Below are 14,596 nucleotides of genomic sequence, written 5' to 3'. Positions count from 1 at the left end.
GCCGGGGCGGGACCTCCCTTCAGGATGGAAGCCTTCTCCATGGTTCGGCCATCGCACAGAGCCGAGCAAACCCCTCCCGGGTACCCGAAGGGCCCGCCTCGGAGGGGCCTCCGGGGAAGACCCGGAGCGAGATCGCCGGTCTACTGCCCGGGCTGCGGGGGCCCGAAGAGCTCGACCGCGCGCCGGACCCCGGCGAGGCCCTCGGCGAGGGCGCTGACGGAGCCCACGGAGCCCGCGACGAGCAGCAGCGAGCGGCGCAGCCGCCGCACCTCGGGGTCGCCGCTGAGCGCCATGGCGTCAAGCGCGGCGAGCTCGTCCTCGGCGATCCCGCGGTCGGCGAACTCGACGCGGTGCGCGGCCAGTTCCCGCCGGAGCCGGGACACGGCGGACCGCAGTTCGACCACCCTGGGGTCCACGCCCTCGCCGGTCACTCGCCTCTGCCCCACGCTTCGCAACATGGTTCTCCCCCACACGACACTGTGCGCAGAACTCCGTACGACGAACACTCCGGGCACCCCGAGCCGCTCCCCCGGACAACGGCCGGGCGCCGTGAGCCGCGGGCCAGTTAACTCCTTCGCCACCCCACCGCGCCACCCTTGGTGGACGGAATTCAGGCGACCGTGTGATTCCGCCCGATGAGGTATGCAGTCCTCATGACAACCGCAGAAGATCGAACCCCTGTCGTCGCCGGACTGCTGCTCGCCGCCGGGGGCGGGCGGCGGCTCGGGGGGCGGCCCAAGGCCTTGCTCCCGCACCGGGGGCGGCCGCTGGTCGAGCATGCCGTGGGGGTGCTGCGCGCGGCCGGTTGCGAGGTGGTGCACGTGGTGCTGGGGGCGGCGGCCGGGACCGTGCGGGAGCGGGCCGAGCTGTCCGGGTGCGTGCTGGTGGACAACCCGGAGTGGGCGGAGGGGATGGGGTCCTCGCTGCGGGCCGGGCTCGTGTCGCTGGCCGCCGATCCGCGGGGTGTGGACGCGGCGCTCGTGCTCCTGGTCGATCAGCCGGGGATCGGGGCGGAGGCCGTGGCCCGGGTCCGGGCGGCGTACGGCTCACGGGATTCGCTGGCGGCGGCCTCGTACGACGGGGAGCGCGGTCATCCCGTGCTGTTCGGCGCCGGGCACTGGGCGGGCATCGCGGAGACGGCGGTGGGCGACCGGGGCGCGCGGGACTATCTGGCGGCGCACCGGGATGCGATCACCCCGGTGGACTGTTCGGATGTGGCCGAGCCCTATGACATCGACACGGAGGCGGACCTGACCCACCTGGAGTGAACGGGCTGGCACCGAGCGCCATGTTCTGTCGATCCGGAGAATCTCGACATCAACAAACCATTGAACTTCCACCATGAGGAAACTAGTATCCACTGTTCAGAAGCCCCTGCTAGTTCAGAGGGCGCTCGCGGCCGTATCTCGGCGCCTGCGGCACTCCGTGCCGTCCCCTGACGCCCGGCGGCCGCCTGGCACGCCCGTGAAGTCCGCTGAAGGAAGTGACAGTTCATGTCCGCACCAGCGCCGTCCCCCCTGGCCGTCGTCGATGCCGAGCCCCTCCCGCGTCAGGAGGAGGTGCTCACCGAGGCCGCCCTGGCCTTCGTCGCCGAACTGCACCGGCGGTTCACCCCGCGCCGGGACGAGCTCCTCGCCCGCCGGGCGGAGCGCCGCGCCGAGATCGCCCGTACGTCCACCCTGGACTTCCTTCCGGAGACCGCCGCGATCCGCGCCGACGACTCCTGGAAGGTCGCGCCGGCCCCGGCGGCCCTGAACGACCGCCGCGTCGAGATCACCGGCCCGACCGACCGCAAGATGACGATCAACGCGCTCAACTCCGGCGCGAAGGTCTGGCTCGCCGACTTCGAGGACGCCTCGGCGCCGACCTGGGAGAACGTCGTCCTCGGCCAGGTCAACCTGATCGACGCGTACACCCGGAAGATCGACTTCACGGACCCGAGGTCGGGCAAGTCGTACGCCCTGAAGCCGGCCGACCAGCTCGCCAGCGTCGTCATGCGGCCGCGCGGCTGGCACCTGGAGGAGCGTCACCTCACCTTCGACGGACGCCCCGTGCCCGGCGCGCTCGTCGACTTCGGTCTCTACTTCTTCCACAACGCCCAGCGTCTGATCGACCTCGGCAAGGGCCCGTACTTCTACCTCCCGAAGACGGAGTCGCACCTGGAGGCCCGCCTCTGGAACGACATCTTCGTCTTCGCCCAGGACTACGTCGGCATCCCGCAGGGCACCGTCCGCGCCACGGTCCTCATCGAGACCATCACGGCCGCGTACGAGATGGAGGAGATCCTCTACGAGCTCCGCGACCACGCCGCCGGCCTGAACGCCGGCCGCTGGGACTACCTGTTCTCCATCGTCAAGAACTTCCGTGACGGCGGGGCCAAGTTCGTCCTCCCGGACCGCAACGCGGTCACGATGACCGCCCCGTTCATGCGCGCGTACACCGAACTCCTCGTCCGCACCTGCCACAAGCGCGGCGCGCACGCCATCGGCGGCATGGCGGCCTTCATCCCGTCCCGCAAGGACGCCGACGTCAACAAGGTCGCCTTCGAGAAGGTCAAGGCCGACAAGGACCGCGAGGCCGGCGACGGCTTCGACGGCTCCTGGGTCGCCCACCCCGACCTGGTCCCGATCGCGATGGCCTCCTTCGACGCCGTCCTCGGCGAGAAGCCGAACCAGAAGGACCGCCTCCGCGAGGACGTCTCCGTCGCGCCCGGCGACCTCATCGCCATCGACTCGCTCGACGCCAAGCCCACGTACGACGGCCTGCGCAACGCCGTCCAGGTCGGCACCCGCTACATCGAGGCCTGGCTGCGCGGCCTCGGCGCCGTCGCCATCTTCAACCTGATGGAGGACGCGGCCACCGCCGAGATCTCCCGCTCCCAGATCTGGCAGTGGATCAACGCGGGCGTCGTCTTCGAGAACGGCGAGAAGGCCACTCCCGAGCTCGCCCGCAAGGTCGCCGCCGAGGAGCTCGCCGCGATCCGCGCCGAGATCGGCGACGAGGCCTTCACGGCCGGCAAGTGGCAGCAGGCCCACGACCTGCTCCTGCACGTCTCCCTCGACGCGGACTACGCCGACTTCCTGACGCTTCCCGCGTACGAGCAGCTGGTCGGCTGACTCGGTCCGTACGGCTGACTCGGCTGCCCGCACAGCCGCCGACAGCAACCTGAACAGGGCCCCGCCCCCGGTGTCGCACAGCACCGGGGGCGGGGCTCTGTCACCGTTCCTGTGATCGCACAGGTGACGTGACGGAACCGAGATATGCAGCTACCTAGCGGTAACAAGTCACGCCGTGCGAGATTCCGCCATGCCACCGGCCGGCGGCTGTCCCCCACGTCACTGCGTCACCGCATACCGCAGGAGCACAGCCATGCCTTCAACCCCCCACCGTGCGCTGCGCGCACTCCTGGCACTGTGTACCGCCGCCGGGCTCGCCTCCGTCGCCGTCCCCTCCGCCCAGGCCGCCCCCGGCACGGGCCCCACCGCCGTCGTCGCCATGGGCGACAGCTACATCTCCGGAGAGGCCGGCCGCTGGCAGGGCAACAGCCTCACCAACTCCGGCAGCCGCAACGGCACCGACCGCGCCTGGACCGGCAGCACCTACGACCCGTCCCGGGTGTACGGCACCACCGCCGGCGGCTGCCACCGCTCGGACACGTCCGAGGTGAAGAGCGCCGGTCCGATCGCGAGCTCCCTCATCAACCTCGCCTGCTCCGGGGCGACCACGAAGAATGTCTTCCGCGCTTCCCAGGGCGGCCAGGTCTACAAGGGCGAGGCGCCCCAGGCCGACCAGCTGGCGGCCGTCGCCGCCGCCAACGACGTCAAGCTGATCGCCCTGTCCATCGGCGGCAACGACCTCGGCTTCGCCGACATCATCTCCACCTGCGCGACCGACTACATCGTCTGGTACTCGTACTGCCACGACGACCAGCAGGCCGAGGTCGACGCGAAGATCGACGGCGTGATGGCCGACGTCGGCCGGTCCGTCGACGAGATCCGCGCGGTCATGACCGCCGCCGGATACGCCGCCTCCGACTACCGGATCGTGCTCCAGTCCTACCCCTCCCCCATCCCGCGCGCCGCCGAGAACCGGTACGCCGAGAGCGGCTGGACCCGTACGAACACCGGCGGCTGCCCCTTCTGGAACGCCGACTCCGACTGGGCCCGTGACTCCCTCGTCCCCCAGATCGCCGACCGTCTCAAGGGCGTCGCCACCGCCAAGGGCGTGCAGTTCCTGGACCTGCGGGACGCGCTCCAGGGCCGCGAGGTCTGCGCGAAGGCCAGCAAGCAGGTGACGGCGACCGTGCCGCCGTCGGCGACGACGAGCGAGTGGGCGCGCTGGATCGACAGCCAGAGCACCCAGGGCCTCGTCCAGGAGTCGATGCACCCCAACGCCTACGGTCAGCAGGGCTTCGGACGCTGCCTGGCGCTGATCTACGCCCGCCCGACCGGGAACCAGAGCTGCAGGAACACGGCCGGGGCCGGGCCGTCGGGGATGTACCTCACGGCCGGGTAGGAGCTCACGGCAGGGCGATGCCGAGCGGGTTGAGGACCCGCTCGGTCTCGTGACGGTCCGCCGCAGCCATCGCGCGGACCAGGGCGGCGGAACCGCCGGGCCAGGCGGCCGCCGCCGCGTCGAAGGCGGCACGGCGGGACTCCAGGGGTCCCTTCTTGGCGGGCAGCGCGTCGAGGACGTGCAGCGCCCGGGCCGAGGTCCGCACCTGGATCGGGTCCGCCTCCTCGCCCCTGTCCCGCAGGACGTCGAGGGCGTAGGCGCCGATGACCGGGTCGCGGAGGGCGCCGCGCAGGGCATCGGGCGGTGCGCCGGTCGCGTCCAGGGCGGCGAAGAGACGTCGGGTGGCGGCCGCCTCGGCGGTCCCGGCGTGGACGGTGCCGAGGGCGGCGAGCAGCTGCGACCAGGCGTCGGCGGTGTCCGCGCGCGCGTGGAGCCAGTCCGCGAGCACGCGCGCGGCGACGGACGCGGACCAACCGCCGGCGGCGGCGACCACGTCCTGCGCGGACCAGGCCGCGGCCTCGGCGGCGTCGGGCGCGGCGACCCCGCGCACTCCGAGCAGATAGCGCACGACGCCGGCGCCGCGCGGGGTGAGCCCGAAGGCGTCGCCGGCGCGGAAGACCAGGCCGGTCGCGGCCAGGCGGTCCAGGACGGCGGCAAGGTCGCGGGCCGGTCCTTCGAGCCGGGCGCGGTCGGCCTCGTTCAGCTCGGCCGTGCCGAGGAGCCGTACGAGCTCCGGCACGGGCGGGGTCGTGTACGCGTCGGGTGCCGCGTCCGGGACCGCCACCGGCAGGTCCTCCAGGGCCGGGTCGACGGACCAGTCCTCGTACTCGGCGGCCTTGCGGGCGACGGAATCGGCGGAGCAGCCGCGCTGGTACACCGCGTACAGCAGGTGCGGAGCCTCGCCGCCGTACGGCTCGAACTCCTCCTCCGCGAGCTCCTCGACCGCGGCGATCAGGGCGTCGGCGTCCTCCTCGACGGGCCCGGCCTCGATCGCGGGCGGCGGGGGTACGGGGGCGGCCGGGTCCCCGTAGTAGTCGAGGTGCTCGTCGAGGAGGGCGTCGGCGAGGACGAGGTGCGGGAAGGCCTCGGGTCCGGGTGCGAAGCGGGCGTACGGGCCGGCGAGCTGTTCGGCGAGACCGGCGGCGGTCCAGCGGTCCTGGAGCGCGGCGGCGAGCTGCCCGATGCCGGTCGCGACGGCGTGGTCGGTGAGCAGCGGCCCGGCGGCGGGGGGCGCCTCGGCGTCCCGCACGTACGCGCGGGTGAGCGCCTCGGAGAGCAGGACGTCGGCGAGAGCCGTCCGCCCCATGAGGTGGGCGCGGCGCACGCCGTCGGGGAGCGGTGCGCCGTCGAGGGCGGCGAGCCGGCGGCGGACGTCCTCGGGGTCTTTGAGGTCGGCGCCGACGGTCCGCAGGAGGGAGGCGTACCAGCGGTGCCAGGTGAGGTTGCCGGGGTCGTTCATGGCGCGCTCGAAGTCGGGCGCGGATTCGGCGACGACCACGGCGATGCGCTCGCGCCGCCCGCCGTCGAACCGTGCGGCGAGGGCGCCGAGGACGGCCGGGTAGGCGGCGAGCTCGCCGGGCGGCGCGTACACGAAGGTGGGCAGGTCCTCGACCAGGAGCTGCCGCACGAGACCCGGCGTCGGCTCGGGCACACCGGTCGCGCGGTCGGCGCCGCGCAGCGCGAGCAGCCCCAGGACCGCTTCGGCGGCCCGCGCGAACGCGGGGTCACGACGCTCGGGCGCTCCGTCGAGGAAGCTGTCGAGCCCGGTGTTGGTGAGAACGGTCCCGGCCACGCTTTCCAGGGTAGTTCGGGGGAGGCGGTTCCGGCGGGATGCGACGACCGGTCAGGAGTGTCGCCGCAGTTCGCGGGCCATGTGGGTCAGGTGCTGCACATGGCCGGCCCAGATCCAGAGGTCGGGATGGCCGGTGCCGGGCAGGCCCCTGCCGTCCGCGCAGGCCTTGAGCCAGCGGTCTCCCTCGCTGTACTCGGCGCCCCTGAAGTGCGGGGAGGCGACGATCTCGCGGGCGAGGGCGCGGACCGTGAGGTGGTGGGCCGGCTCGGCGGGGACCTCGCCGATGAGGAAGCTGTGTTCGGCCGTGTAGCGCAGGGCCCCGCGGAAGGGGTCGTCCCCGGTGTCGGAGACCCGGTCGGCGCTGGCGGTGTCGTGCGCTCCGTAGTCGCCGGGAACGGGACGCGGAGCGGGACCGCGGCCGAGGCGGAGCGGGCCGGGGAGGAAGCGGTCCGCCTGGTACGTCTCGGCCAGGGGCGCTCCCCGCGCGTCGGGGCGGGTTCGGGGGAACGCGCCGGCCAGGAGCACGACGGTGCGCCAGGGGTGCAGGGAGCCGAGGAGGTTCAGGGCGTGGAGCGCGGTGTGGTCCGCGCCCCGGTCCTCGTCGACGGCTCCCAGGTCGAGGAGGAGGTCGACCGGGCAGTGGGCGAAGGCGATCCGTCCGAGGAGAACGCAGAGCGCTTCCGCCGTCCGCTCGGGCCTGTTCGGGCGCACCCGGATGCCGAGGCCGGTACGGCCGGTGCGGGCGGGCCGCTTCCGCGCAGGCCACCTGCTGGGTGGTGTCGCGCTCGATGCCGGTGACGGGCCTCAGCGGGGGCCCGGCCGTACCGAAGCCGGGGAATCCCGGCTCGCGCTCCACGTGGCGGGCGTCGACCCAGGCGGGCCGGTCGCGCTGGACCCGCGCGATGAGAGCCAGGAGGTGCCGCGTGTGGCGGCCCAGTGCGGCGGGGTCGGGGTCACGGGGGCGGGTCGACGGACGGGCGGGGTTCCGCTCGCCGCCGACGCGGGGCGGGACCGTCCAGAGCGGCGCCACGCGCGTGCGTACGTCCGGCGTCAGGCGGTCGTACGCGGCGAGCGCGCTGGGCCGTGCCGGCAGGGCGGGTACGTAGATCGGCTCGGACATCGGCGCCCCCCAGCGGCCCGTCGCATCCCCTGGTCGCAGGGTGAGGGGCCGTCACGTCCGGCGAAAGGGTGCGATTTCGGCCAGGAAGAGGGGAGTTCAGCGCACGACCACCGTCCTCGGTGCCGAGAAGTCGCCCCAGGTGCCGTCCGGGAGCCTGGCGCGGAGGGTGAGGGTGTAGCGGGTGCCCGGGGGGTCCTGGACCGGGAAGGTGTAGGTGGCTCGGCCCGGGGGCGGGGTGGTGCCCCAGACGATGGTGGTGGCGAAGCGGCCGTTGAGGTGGAGTTCGTGGTGGGTGACGGGGGCGCCCGTCTTCGGCGGGGTCCAGGTGACGGTGATCTCGCCCTGGCCGGCCGTGGCCGTGAGGTCGCTCGGGGCGGTGTTCGGCGGGGCGCCCGGGGCGGGCGCGGTGGTGAGGTCGGCCGGGTTGCTGTCCGGGGAGGAGTTCTCGGCGGCGTCGCGGGCGCGGACGGTGAACGCGTAGGCGGTGCCGGGGCGCAGGCCGGTGAGGTGGGCGGTGGTGGCGGTGCCGGGGACGGTGTGGACGCGGGTGTCGGCCTGGTAGACGTCGTACGCGGTGACGCGGGCGTCGTCGCGGGCGGGGGTCCAGCGGAGGGTGGCGGCGCGGCCGCCGTCGGCGGTGACGCGGAGGGCGGCCGGGGCGGTGGGGGGTGTGCGGTCCTCGGTGGTGGTGGGCAGGGTCGTGGCGGTGACGGTGGCGCTGGCGGGTGAGACGTTGCCGGCGGCGTCGCGGGCGCGGACGGTGAAGCGGTGGCGGGTGGCGGGGGTGAGGCCGATGACGTCGGTCATCAGGGTGGTGGCGGGGAGGTCCTTGACCTTGTGGTCCTCGCGGTAGACGGAGTATCCGGTGACGGCGCGGTCGTCGGTGGCCGCGCTCCACATGACGTGGACGGTGCTCGCGCTGCCCGCGGTGGCGGTGACTCCGGTGGGGGCGGTGGGCGCCCGGGTGTCCTCCGGCGCGGCGGCGGCGCCGGAGCAGGCGGTGAGGGCGAGCGTGAGCGCGGTCAACAGGCTTGCGGCGAGCGGGCGTTGCACGGGCCGGCCTCCGTCCGTCGAAAAGGTCCAGACCTATATCGCACAGCCGGCGCCGACTCGGCAAGGGGTCGTTGTCAGTGGGGTGCGCTTCACTGGAATCGTCACGCTCCGTAGTCGAACGAGGGGGAATCATGACGGACCGTACGACCTATGTGACGCTCGCCGGGGTGCGCCGGCGCGGCTGGACCGACGCGATGGTGCGGGATCTGCTGGGCACGCCCGACGTGCAGGGGCGTGACCCGCGCCGCTGGTCCCTCGCGCCCGTGCGGCTCTATCTCCTGGCCCGGGTGGAGACGGTGGAGCGGACGCCCGAGTTCACCGAGACGGCCGCGCTCTGCCGGTCCCGGGGCTCGGCCGCCGGGGTCCATGCCGAGCGGCGGCGGGCCGCCGTCCTGACCGCGATCCGCGCGGAGCCGATCGAGGTGCCCCGGCTGCCCCGGCCGGAGCTGGAGCGGCGGGCGGTCCGGCACCGGCACCTGCTGGGGGCCCGAAGTCCCGGGCCGCGGCGGGAGGCGGCACCGCCCGAGAACACGCCCGCGCCCGCCGGGGCGTTGGTGCGCTGGCAGGTGAGCTATCTGCGGCACGCCCTCGCGCGGTACGAGTCGCTGCTCGACGGGCTGTACGGGGAGACCGGCCGGGGCGAGGCCGAGCGGCTGCTGAGGCGGCGGTTGTACGAGGCGATCGCCGCCGCCTATCCCCCGCTGGCCCAGGAGTGCCGCCGGCGGATCGCGGTGGAGGGGTGAGCGCCGTCGGCCGCTGTCAGCCCGCCAGCAGCCGGGCGATCGCCCGGCAGGCCGCCGGGATCGGGGCGACGACCCGGACCGCGCAGCGGGCGCGGAGCTCTTCGGCCGCCTCGCCGAGCGGGCCGCCGCCGATGACGACCGCGCGGGCGCCGTCGCGTTCGGCGCAGGCGCGGACGGCTCGCTCCAGGCGGTCGAGGAGGAGTTCCGGGTCGGCGGAGAGCCGTTCGGGGGTCCCGGCGGTGAGCCGGAGCCCGGTGTACCGGTCGGCGAGGCCGAGGGCGGTCACGCGGGTGTGGATGGCGTCGCCGAGGAGCGGGGTGGTGGTGGCGATGCCGAAGGGGGTTCCGTCGGCGGCCGCCGACTGGAGCGCCGCCTCGCCGAGGCCGACCACCGGGATGCCGGTCCCTGCCGTCGCCGCGCGCAGCTCGGCCAGGCCCGGGTCGCCGAAGGCGGCGACGAGGAGGGCGGCGCAGTCGCCCTCGGCGGTGGCGCGGAGGCCGGCGGCGAGGACTTCGGGGGCGGCGGCCCGCAGGGCCTCCGGGTCGGTGAGCATGTGCGGGCCCCGGGCGACGGTCACGCCCCGGACGGGGAGGGCGGGCCCCAGGGTGCGGCGGGCGATGGCGGTCATCATCGCGGTCGTGGCGGCGGAGGTGTTGGGGTTGATCAGCACGACGGCCCCGGGCCCCGCGGCGTGCGCGGGGACCGGGGCGGGCGGTGGGACGAGGAGCGGGTTCAGTGGGCGTGCGCCGCCTTCGCGGTGGCGCTGCCGGAGATCTCCTCGCCCGGCTCCATGGGCGCGGTGACCTCGTCGTCGTCGCGGCCCCGGCCCAGGTGGTTGAAGACCACGTTGAGCAGGACGGCGGCGACGCAGCCGGTGGAGATGCCGGAGTCCAGGATGATCTGGGCGGTCTCCGGGAAGGCGTGGTAGAAGTCCGGCTTGGTGATCGGGATGATGCCGACGGCCAGCGAGACGGCCACGATCAGCACGTTGTTGTCCTTCTCCAGGCCGGCCTTGACCAGGGTCTGGATGCCGCTGGCGGCGACCGAGCCGAAGAGGACCACACCGGCGCCGCCGAGGACCGGCCGGGGCACGACCGAGATGAGCGAGGCGGCGACCGGCGAGAGGCCCATCAGGACCAGGAAGCCACCGCCGCAGGCGACGACGAAGCGGCTGCGGATCCGGGTCATGGCGACCAGGCCGATGTTCTGCGCGAAGGCGCTGCACATGAAGCCGTTGAAGAGCGGGCTGAGGGCGGAGCCGAGGGTGTCGGCGCGCAGTCCGGCCGCGATGGTCTTCTCGTCGGCCGGCCGCTCGACGATCTCGCCGAGCGCCAGCATGTCGGCGGTCGACTCGGTCATGGAGACCAGCATGACCACGCACATGGAGATGATCGCGGCGAGGGCGAACTGCGGGGCGCCGAAGTGGAACGGGGTCGGGAAGCCGACGATGTCGGCCTCCTGCACCGGGCTGAAGTCGGTGACGCCGAAGGGTATGGCGATGAGCGTACCGAGGACGAGACCGACCAGGACGGCGACCTGCTTGAGGAAGCCGCGGGTGAAGCGGCGGAGCAGCAGGACCACGACGAGCGTGATGCCGGCGAGCGAGAGGTATGTGGTCGAACCGTAGTCCGCGGCCTTGGGATTGGGCCCCTGGGCCCAGCCGAAGGCGACCGGGAGGAGGGAGACACCGATGAGGGTGATCACGGTGCCGGTGACGACCGGCGGGAAGAACCGCACGAGCCGGGAGAAGAAGGGGGCGGCGGCGAAGCCGAGGAGTCCGGCGACGATGATCGCGCCGAAGATCACGGGGAGCGCGTCGGCCTTGTTCTCGGTGGTGTCGACGATCGCCAGCATCGGCGCGACACCGGCGAAGGTGACGCCGTTGACGAACGGCAGCTTGGCGCCGATCTTCCAGATGCCGAGCGTCTGCAGGAAGGTGGCGAGTCCCGCGGTGAAGAGGCTCGCACCGGTGAGGAACGTCAGTTCGGTACCGGAGAGGCCGACGGCCGCTCCGACGATCAGGGGCGGGGCGACGACGCCCGCGTACATGGCGGCGACGTGCTGGAGGCCGCTGGTGAGCATTTTGAGTGGGGGCAGCGTCTCGTCGACCGGATGCTTCTCGCGGTCTTCGGGGGCGGGGCCTGCGTCTGGTGCATTGCGAACCTGGGGCTTGGCGGCCACGGCGGTTCCTCCGGTCGGTTACACGTCGGCGGCGACGAGGGGTTCAGGGAGGTGGTGCGATGCGGTGCGAAGTGCAGGAGGTGCGGCTCGATGCGGGGTGAAGAGGGTGGAGCGGGGCGCGCGGAGGGGGTGCGGCGCGGGGACGGGTGCCCGGTGTGGGGGTGCGGGCGGGGTTCACCGTCCCGGGTGGTGCCGTACGTCTTCTGCGTACGGCACCACCCGGTCGGGCTGCCGCGGACCCCGCTCGGGTCCGCGGCGAGCGACCGAGGGCCGTCCCCCTCGGTCGGACTCCATGGGGAGGGTCAGCCCTGGGCCGTGATACGGGCCAGGCGCTGCGCCTCCGCGCGCGCGTCACGCGCGATCTGCTCCTCGTCGGCGAACAGGAGTCGGTTGTTCTCGACGATCTGCTTGCCGTTGACGAAGGAGGCGGTGACCGGGGCCGCCGCGCCGAAGACGATGGCGGTGACCGGGTCGGCGATCGAGGAGTGGCCGAGGCCGTCGATCTTCCAGAGGACGAAGTCGGCGAGCTTGCCGGCCTCCAGCGAGCCGATGTTGTCGGCGCGGCCGAGGACCTGGGCGCCGCCGTAGGTGCCGAGGCGGAGGGCCTGGCGGGCGTTGAGCGCGGCCTCGCGGTGGGCGCCGAGGCGGTTGATGAGGAGCGCGTTGCGCAGCTCGGTGTGGAGCTCGCCGGACTCGTTGGAGGCGGTGCCGTCGACGCCGAGGCCGACGGGGACGCCCGCCTTGAGCATGTCCGGTACGCGGGCGATGCCGGCGGCGAGGCGCGCGTTGGAGGACGGGCAGTGCGCGACACCGGTCTTGGTGCGGGCGAAGGCCTCGATGTCGGAGTCGTTCATGTGGACGCAGTGCGCCATCCACACGTCCTCGCCGAGGAAGCCGGTGGACTCGAAGTAGTCCGTGGGGCCCATGCCGAAGAGCTCGTGGCAGAACTTCTCCTCCTCCACGGTCTCCGAGCCGTGGGTGTGCATGCGCACGCCGAGCCGGCGGCCGAGCGCGGCGCCCTCGCGGAGCAGCTCGGTGGAGATGGAGAAGGGCGAACAGGGGGCGACGGCGACCTGGGTCATCGCGTCGAAGGAGGCGTCGTGGTACTTCCGCACCGTCTCCTCGGTCGCGGCGAGCGCGCCCTCGGTGGTCTCGACGGCGAAGTCCGGCGGCAGGCCGCCGTCCTTCTCGCTGCGGTCCATGGAGCCGCGGGCCAGGGTGAAGCGGACGCCCATGTCGGCGGCCGCGCCGATGATGGCGCCGGAGAGGTCGCCGGACCCCTGCGGGTAGACGTAGTGGTGGTCCATGGCCGTGGTGACACCGCCGCGGGCCATCATCGCCAGGGAGCCCTGCGCGGCGACGCGGACCATCGACTCGTCGATCCGCGACCACGTCGGGTAGAGCGCGACCAGCCAGTTGAAGAGGTTGTGGTCGGTGGCCAGACCTCGGGTGATCCACTGGTAGAAGTGGTGGTGGGTGTTGACCAGACCGGGCGTCACCAGATGACCGGTGGCGTCGATCCGGCGGACCACGTTCTCCAGGCCCTCGGGCGCCTTGCCGGCACCGAGGGACTCGATCTTGTTGTCGGCGACGACGATGTAGCCGGAGGCGTACTCGGTGTCGTTCGCGTCGACGGTCGCGATCGCCGCGTTCTCGATGACGATGCGCTGGGCTGCCGAAGGTGCTGCCATGGCGGTGCTTCCTTCATTCCTCGGGGGTGGTGTGGGCACGGCAGGACCCTAGGAGGATTTGAGTGCCGGAGCCGCGTGACGGCTCCGGGTGCCGAGATGGTGGAAGAACAGGTTGAGCAGGACCGCGACGAGCGCACCGGCGCTGATGCCGGAGCCGAGCACGGTCTGCGCCCAGGCCGGGAAGTCCGCGTAGAAGGTGGGCGCGGCGAGCGGGATGATGCCCGCTCCGAGCGCGACGGCCACCAGGATGATGTTGGAGCTGTCGTCGAGTCCGGCCTCGGAGAGGGTACGGATGCCGCTGACCGCGATCGAACCGAAGAGGACGATGCCGGCGCCGCCGAGGACGGGCATCGGGACCATGGAGACGACCGCGCCGAGGACCGGGAAGGCGCCGAGGACGAGCAGGGCGCCGCCGGCGACGGCGACCACGTACCGGGAGCGGACCCGGGTCAGCGAGACGACGCCGACGTTCTGCGCGAAGGCGGAGGTCGGGAAGCCGCCGAAGACGGGGCCGAGCAGGGTGGCGATGCCGTCGGTGCGCAGGCCCCGGGTGATGGTCTTCCCGTCGCTGCGGCGCTCGCAGATCTCGCCGAGGGCGAGCATGCCGGCGCTGGACTCGGTCATCAGGACCAGCATCACGATGCACAGGGAGAGGATCGCGGCGGGCTGGAACTCGGGGGCGCCGAAGGCGAAGGGGGCGGGCAGGGCCGCGACGGGCGCTTCGCGCAGGGCGCTGAAGTCGGCCATCCCGAACGGGATCGCGGCGAGGGTGCCGATGAGCAGACCGAGCAGCAGGGCGATCTGCTTGACGAAGCCCTTGCCGAAGCGCTGGAAGAGCAGGATGACGACGAGGGTGAAGCCGGCGAGTGCCAGGTACTTCATGGCGCCGAAGTCGGCGGCGGTCTTGTCGCCGCCCTGGGCCCAGCCGACGGGGACGGGCATCAGGGTGACCCCGATGAGGGTGATCACGACGCCGGTGACGAGCGGCGGGAAGAAGCGCAGGAGCCTGCCGAAGAAGGGTCCGACGGCGAGGCAGAAGACTCCGGCGACCATCACCGCGCCGTAGATGGCGGGGAGCTGGTGCCCGGGGGCGCTGGTCTCGGCGATGGCGAGCATCGGGGCGATGCCGGCGGACGAGGCGGCGTTGACGAACGGGAGCCGGTTGCCGGCGAAGCGTCCGAGGCCGAGGGTCTGCAGGATGGTCGCGCAGCCGGCGATGAGCAGGCTGGCCGCGATGAGCCGGGTCATTCCTGCGGCGTCCAGGCCGACGGCCTGGCCGATGATCAGCGGAGGGGTGACGACGCCGGCGTACATGGCGGCGATGTGCTGGAGTGCCGCGGGGACGAGCCGCGAGGCGGGGAGCTTTTCGTCCACCGGGTGGCACTCGGCCGCTGCCGAGGCGGTGGTGGACGGAGGGGTGGAACACGGGCCTTCGGCGTTTGCCGGCCCCTTTGCAGGCTGAGCCATTGTTGTTCCCTCCGGTCCGGTGACGCGGATGCCG

General features: G+C 73.2%; 11 protein-coding genes and 2 pseudogenes. 4 read left to right on the top strand and 9 right to left on the bottom strand.

What is annotated here, in order from left to right; genetic code table 11:
* Positions 1-140: 140 nt before the first annotated feature.
* Positions 141-458 (bottom strand): DUF5955 family protein, encoded by a 318-nt coding sequence (locus AB5J54_RS31890; protein ID WP_369147370.1) that lies wholly within the window; start codon positions 456-458, stop codon positions 141-143.
* Between the two features lie 195 nt (positions 459-653).
* On the opposite strand from AB5J54_RS31890, the gene AB5J54_RS31885 reads away from it, so the two are divergent.
* From AB5J54_RS31885 to AB5J54_RS31875, 3 genes are all read left to right on the top strand, one after another.
* Entirely contained in the window at positions 654-1,268 is a 615-nt protein-coding gene (locus AB5J54_RS31885; RefSeq protein WP_369147368.1) for an NTP transferase domain-containing protein, read from the top strand.
* Positions 1,269-1,493: 225 nt separating this feature from the next.
* The gene (gene aceB, locus AB5J54_RS31880) at positions 1,494-3,116 is read left to right on the top strand and encodes a malate synthase A (protein ID WP_369147367.1); all 1,623 of its coding nucleotides are present in this window, start codon (positions 1,494-1,496) and stop codon (positions 3,114-3,116) included.
* A gap of 253 nt (positions 3,117-3,369) precedes the next feature.
* Positions 3,370-4,515, top strand: a complete 1,146-nt coding sequence (locus AB5J54_RS31875; protein ID WP_369147366.1) for a GDSL-type esterase/lipase family protein — start codon at positions 3,370-3,372, stop codon at positions 4,513-4,515.
* A 4-nt stretch (positions 4,516-4,519) separates the two neighbouring features.
* Here the strand turns inward: AB5J54_RS31875 and AB5J54_RS31870 are convergent, their stop codons facing one another.
* The 4 genes and pseudogenes from AB5J54_RS31870 to AB5J54_RS31855 all read right to left on the bottom strand — a co-directional run bounded on the left by AB5J54_RS31870 (position 4,520) and on the right by AB5J54_RS31855 (position 8,480).
* Positions 4,520-6,307, bottom strand: a complete 1,788-nt coding sequence (locus AB5J54_RS31870; protein WP_369147365.1) for a hypothetical protein — start codon at positions 6,305-6,307, stop codon at positions 4,520-4,522.
* Between the two features lie 51 nt (positions 6,308-6,358).
* Positions 6,359-7,033, bottom strand: a pseudogene (locus tag AB5J54_RS31865) (hypothetical protein); the annotation flags it as partial.
* Between the two features lie 148 nt (positions 7,034-7,181).
* Positions 7,182-7,427: pseudogene (locus tag AB5J54_RS31860) on the bottom strand (hypothetical protein); the annotation flags it as partial.
* A 96-nt stretch (positions 7,428-7,523) separates the two neighbouring features.
* The gene (locus tag AB5J54_RS31855; RefSeq protein WP_369147364.1) at positions 7,524-8,480 is read right to left on the bottom strand and encodes a fibronectin type III domain-containing protein; all 957 of its coding nucleotides are present in this window, start codon (positions 8,478-8,480) and stop codon (positions 7,524-7,526) included.
* A 131-nt stretch (positions 8,481-8,611) separates the two neighbouring features.
* Between AB5J54_RS31855 and AB5J54_RS31850 the strand changes: the two genes are divergently transcribed.
* Entirely contained in the window at positions 8,612-9,223 is a 612-nt protein-coding gene (locus AB5J54_RS31850) for a hypothetical protein (protein WP_369147363.1), read from the top strand.
* Between the two features lie 16 nt (positions 9,224-9,239).
* Here AB5J54_RS31850 and AB5J54_RS31845 read toward each other — a convergent pair whose 3' ends face one another.
* From AB5J54_RS31845 to AB5J54_RS31830, 4 genes are all read right to left on the bottom strand, one after another.
* Entirely contained in the window at positions 9,240-9,893 is a 654-nt protein-coding gene (locus AB5J54_RS31845) for an aspartate/glutamate racemase family protein (RefSeq protein WP_369147362.1), read from the bottom strand.
* A 62-nt stretch (positions 9,894-9,955) separates the two neighbouring features.
* Positions 9,956-11,305: a nucleobase:cation symporter-2 family protein gene (locus AB5J54_RS31840; protein ID WP_369149521.1), complete on the bottom strand. Its 1,350-nt coding sequence runs from the start codon at positions 11,303-11,305 to the stop codon at positions 9,956-9,958.
* A 401-nt stretch (positions 11,306-11,706) separates the two neighbouring features.
* Positions 11,707-13,095: an 8-oxoguanine deaminase gene (locus AB5J54_RS31835; protein ID WP_369147361.1), complete on the bottom strand. Its 1,389-nt coding sequence runs from the start codon at positions 13,093-13,095 to the stop codon at positions 11,707-11,709.
* 48 nt (positions 13,096-13,143) lie between these two features.
* On the bottom strand, positions 13,144-14,562 hold the full coding sequence (locus AB5J54_RS31830; protein WP_369147360.1) for a nucleobase:cation symporter-2 family protein: 1,419 nt from the start codon (positions 14,560-14,562) through the stop codon (positions 13,144-13,146).
* Positions 14,563-14,596 lie beyond the last annotated feature (34 nt).

It is taken from the genome of Streptomyces sp. R44, from assembly GCF_041053105.1.
Taxonomy (GTDB): domain Bacteria; phylum Actinomycetota; class Actinomycetes; order Streptomycetales; family Streptomycetaceae; genus Streptomyces.
Note: the sequence above shows the minus strand (reverse complement) of the source record. Positions and strands in the feature narration are given on the sequence as shown.

Excerpts from the sequence above, each read along its gene's own strand:
- AB5J54_RS31885 (WP_369147368.1), top strand. The coding sequence starts at position 654 with ATGACAACCGCAGAAGATCGAACCCCTGTCGTCGCCGGACTGCTGCTC.
- aceB (WP_369147367.1), top strand. The coding sequence starts at position 1,494 with ATGTCCGCACCAGCGCCGTCCCCCCTGGCCGTCGTCGATGCCGAGCCC.
- AB5J54_RS31890 (WP_369147370.1), bottom strand. The coding sequence starts at position 458 with ATGTTGCGAAGCGTGGGGCAGAGGCGAGTGACCGGCGAGGGCGTGGAC.
- AB5J54_RS31835 (WP_369147361.1), bottom strand. The coding sequence starts at position 13,095 with ATGGCAGCACCTTCGGCAGCCCAGCGCATCGTCATCGAGAACGCGGCG.
- AB5J54_RS31830 (WP_369147360.1), bottom strand. The coding sequence starts at position 14,562 with ATGGCTCAGCCTGCAAAGGGGCCGGCAAACGCCGAAGGCCCGTGTTCC.
- AB5J54_RS31850 (WP_369147363.1), top strand. The coding sequence starts at position 8,612 with ATGACGGACCGTACGACCTATGTGACGCTCGCCGGGGTGCGCCGGCGC.
- AB5J54_RS31875 (WP_369147366.1), top strand. The coding sequence starts at position 3,370 with ATGCCTTCAACCCCCCACCGTGCGCTGCGCGCACTCCTGGCACTGTGT.
- AB5J54_RS31840 (WP_369149521.1), bottom strand. The coding sequence starts at position 11,305 with ATGCTCACCAGCGGCCTCCAGCACGTCGCCGCCATGTACGCGGGCGTC.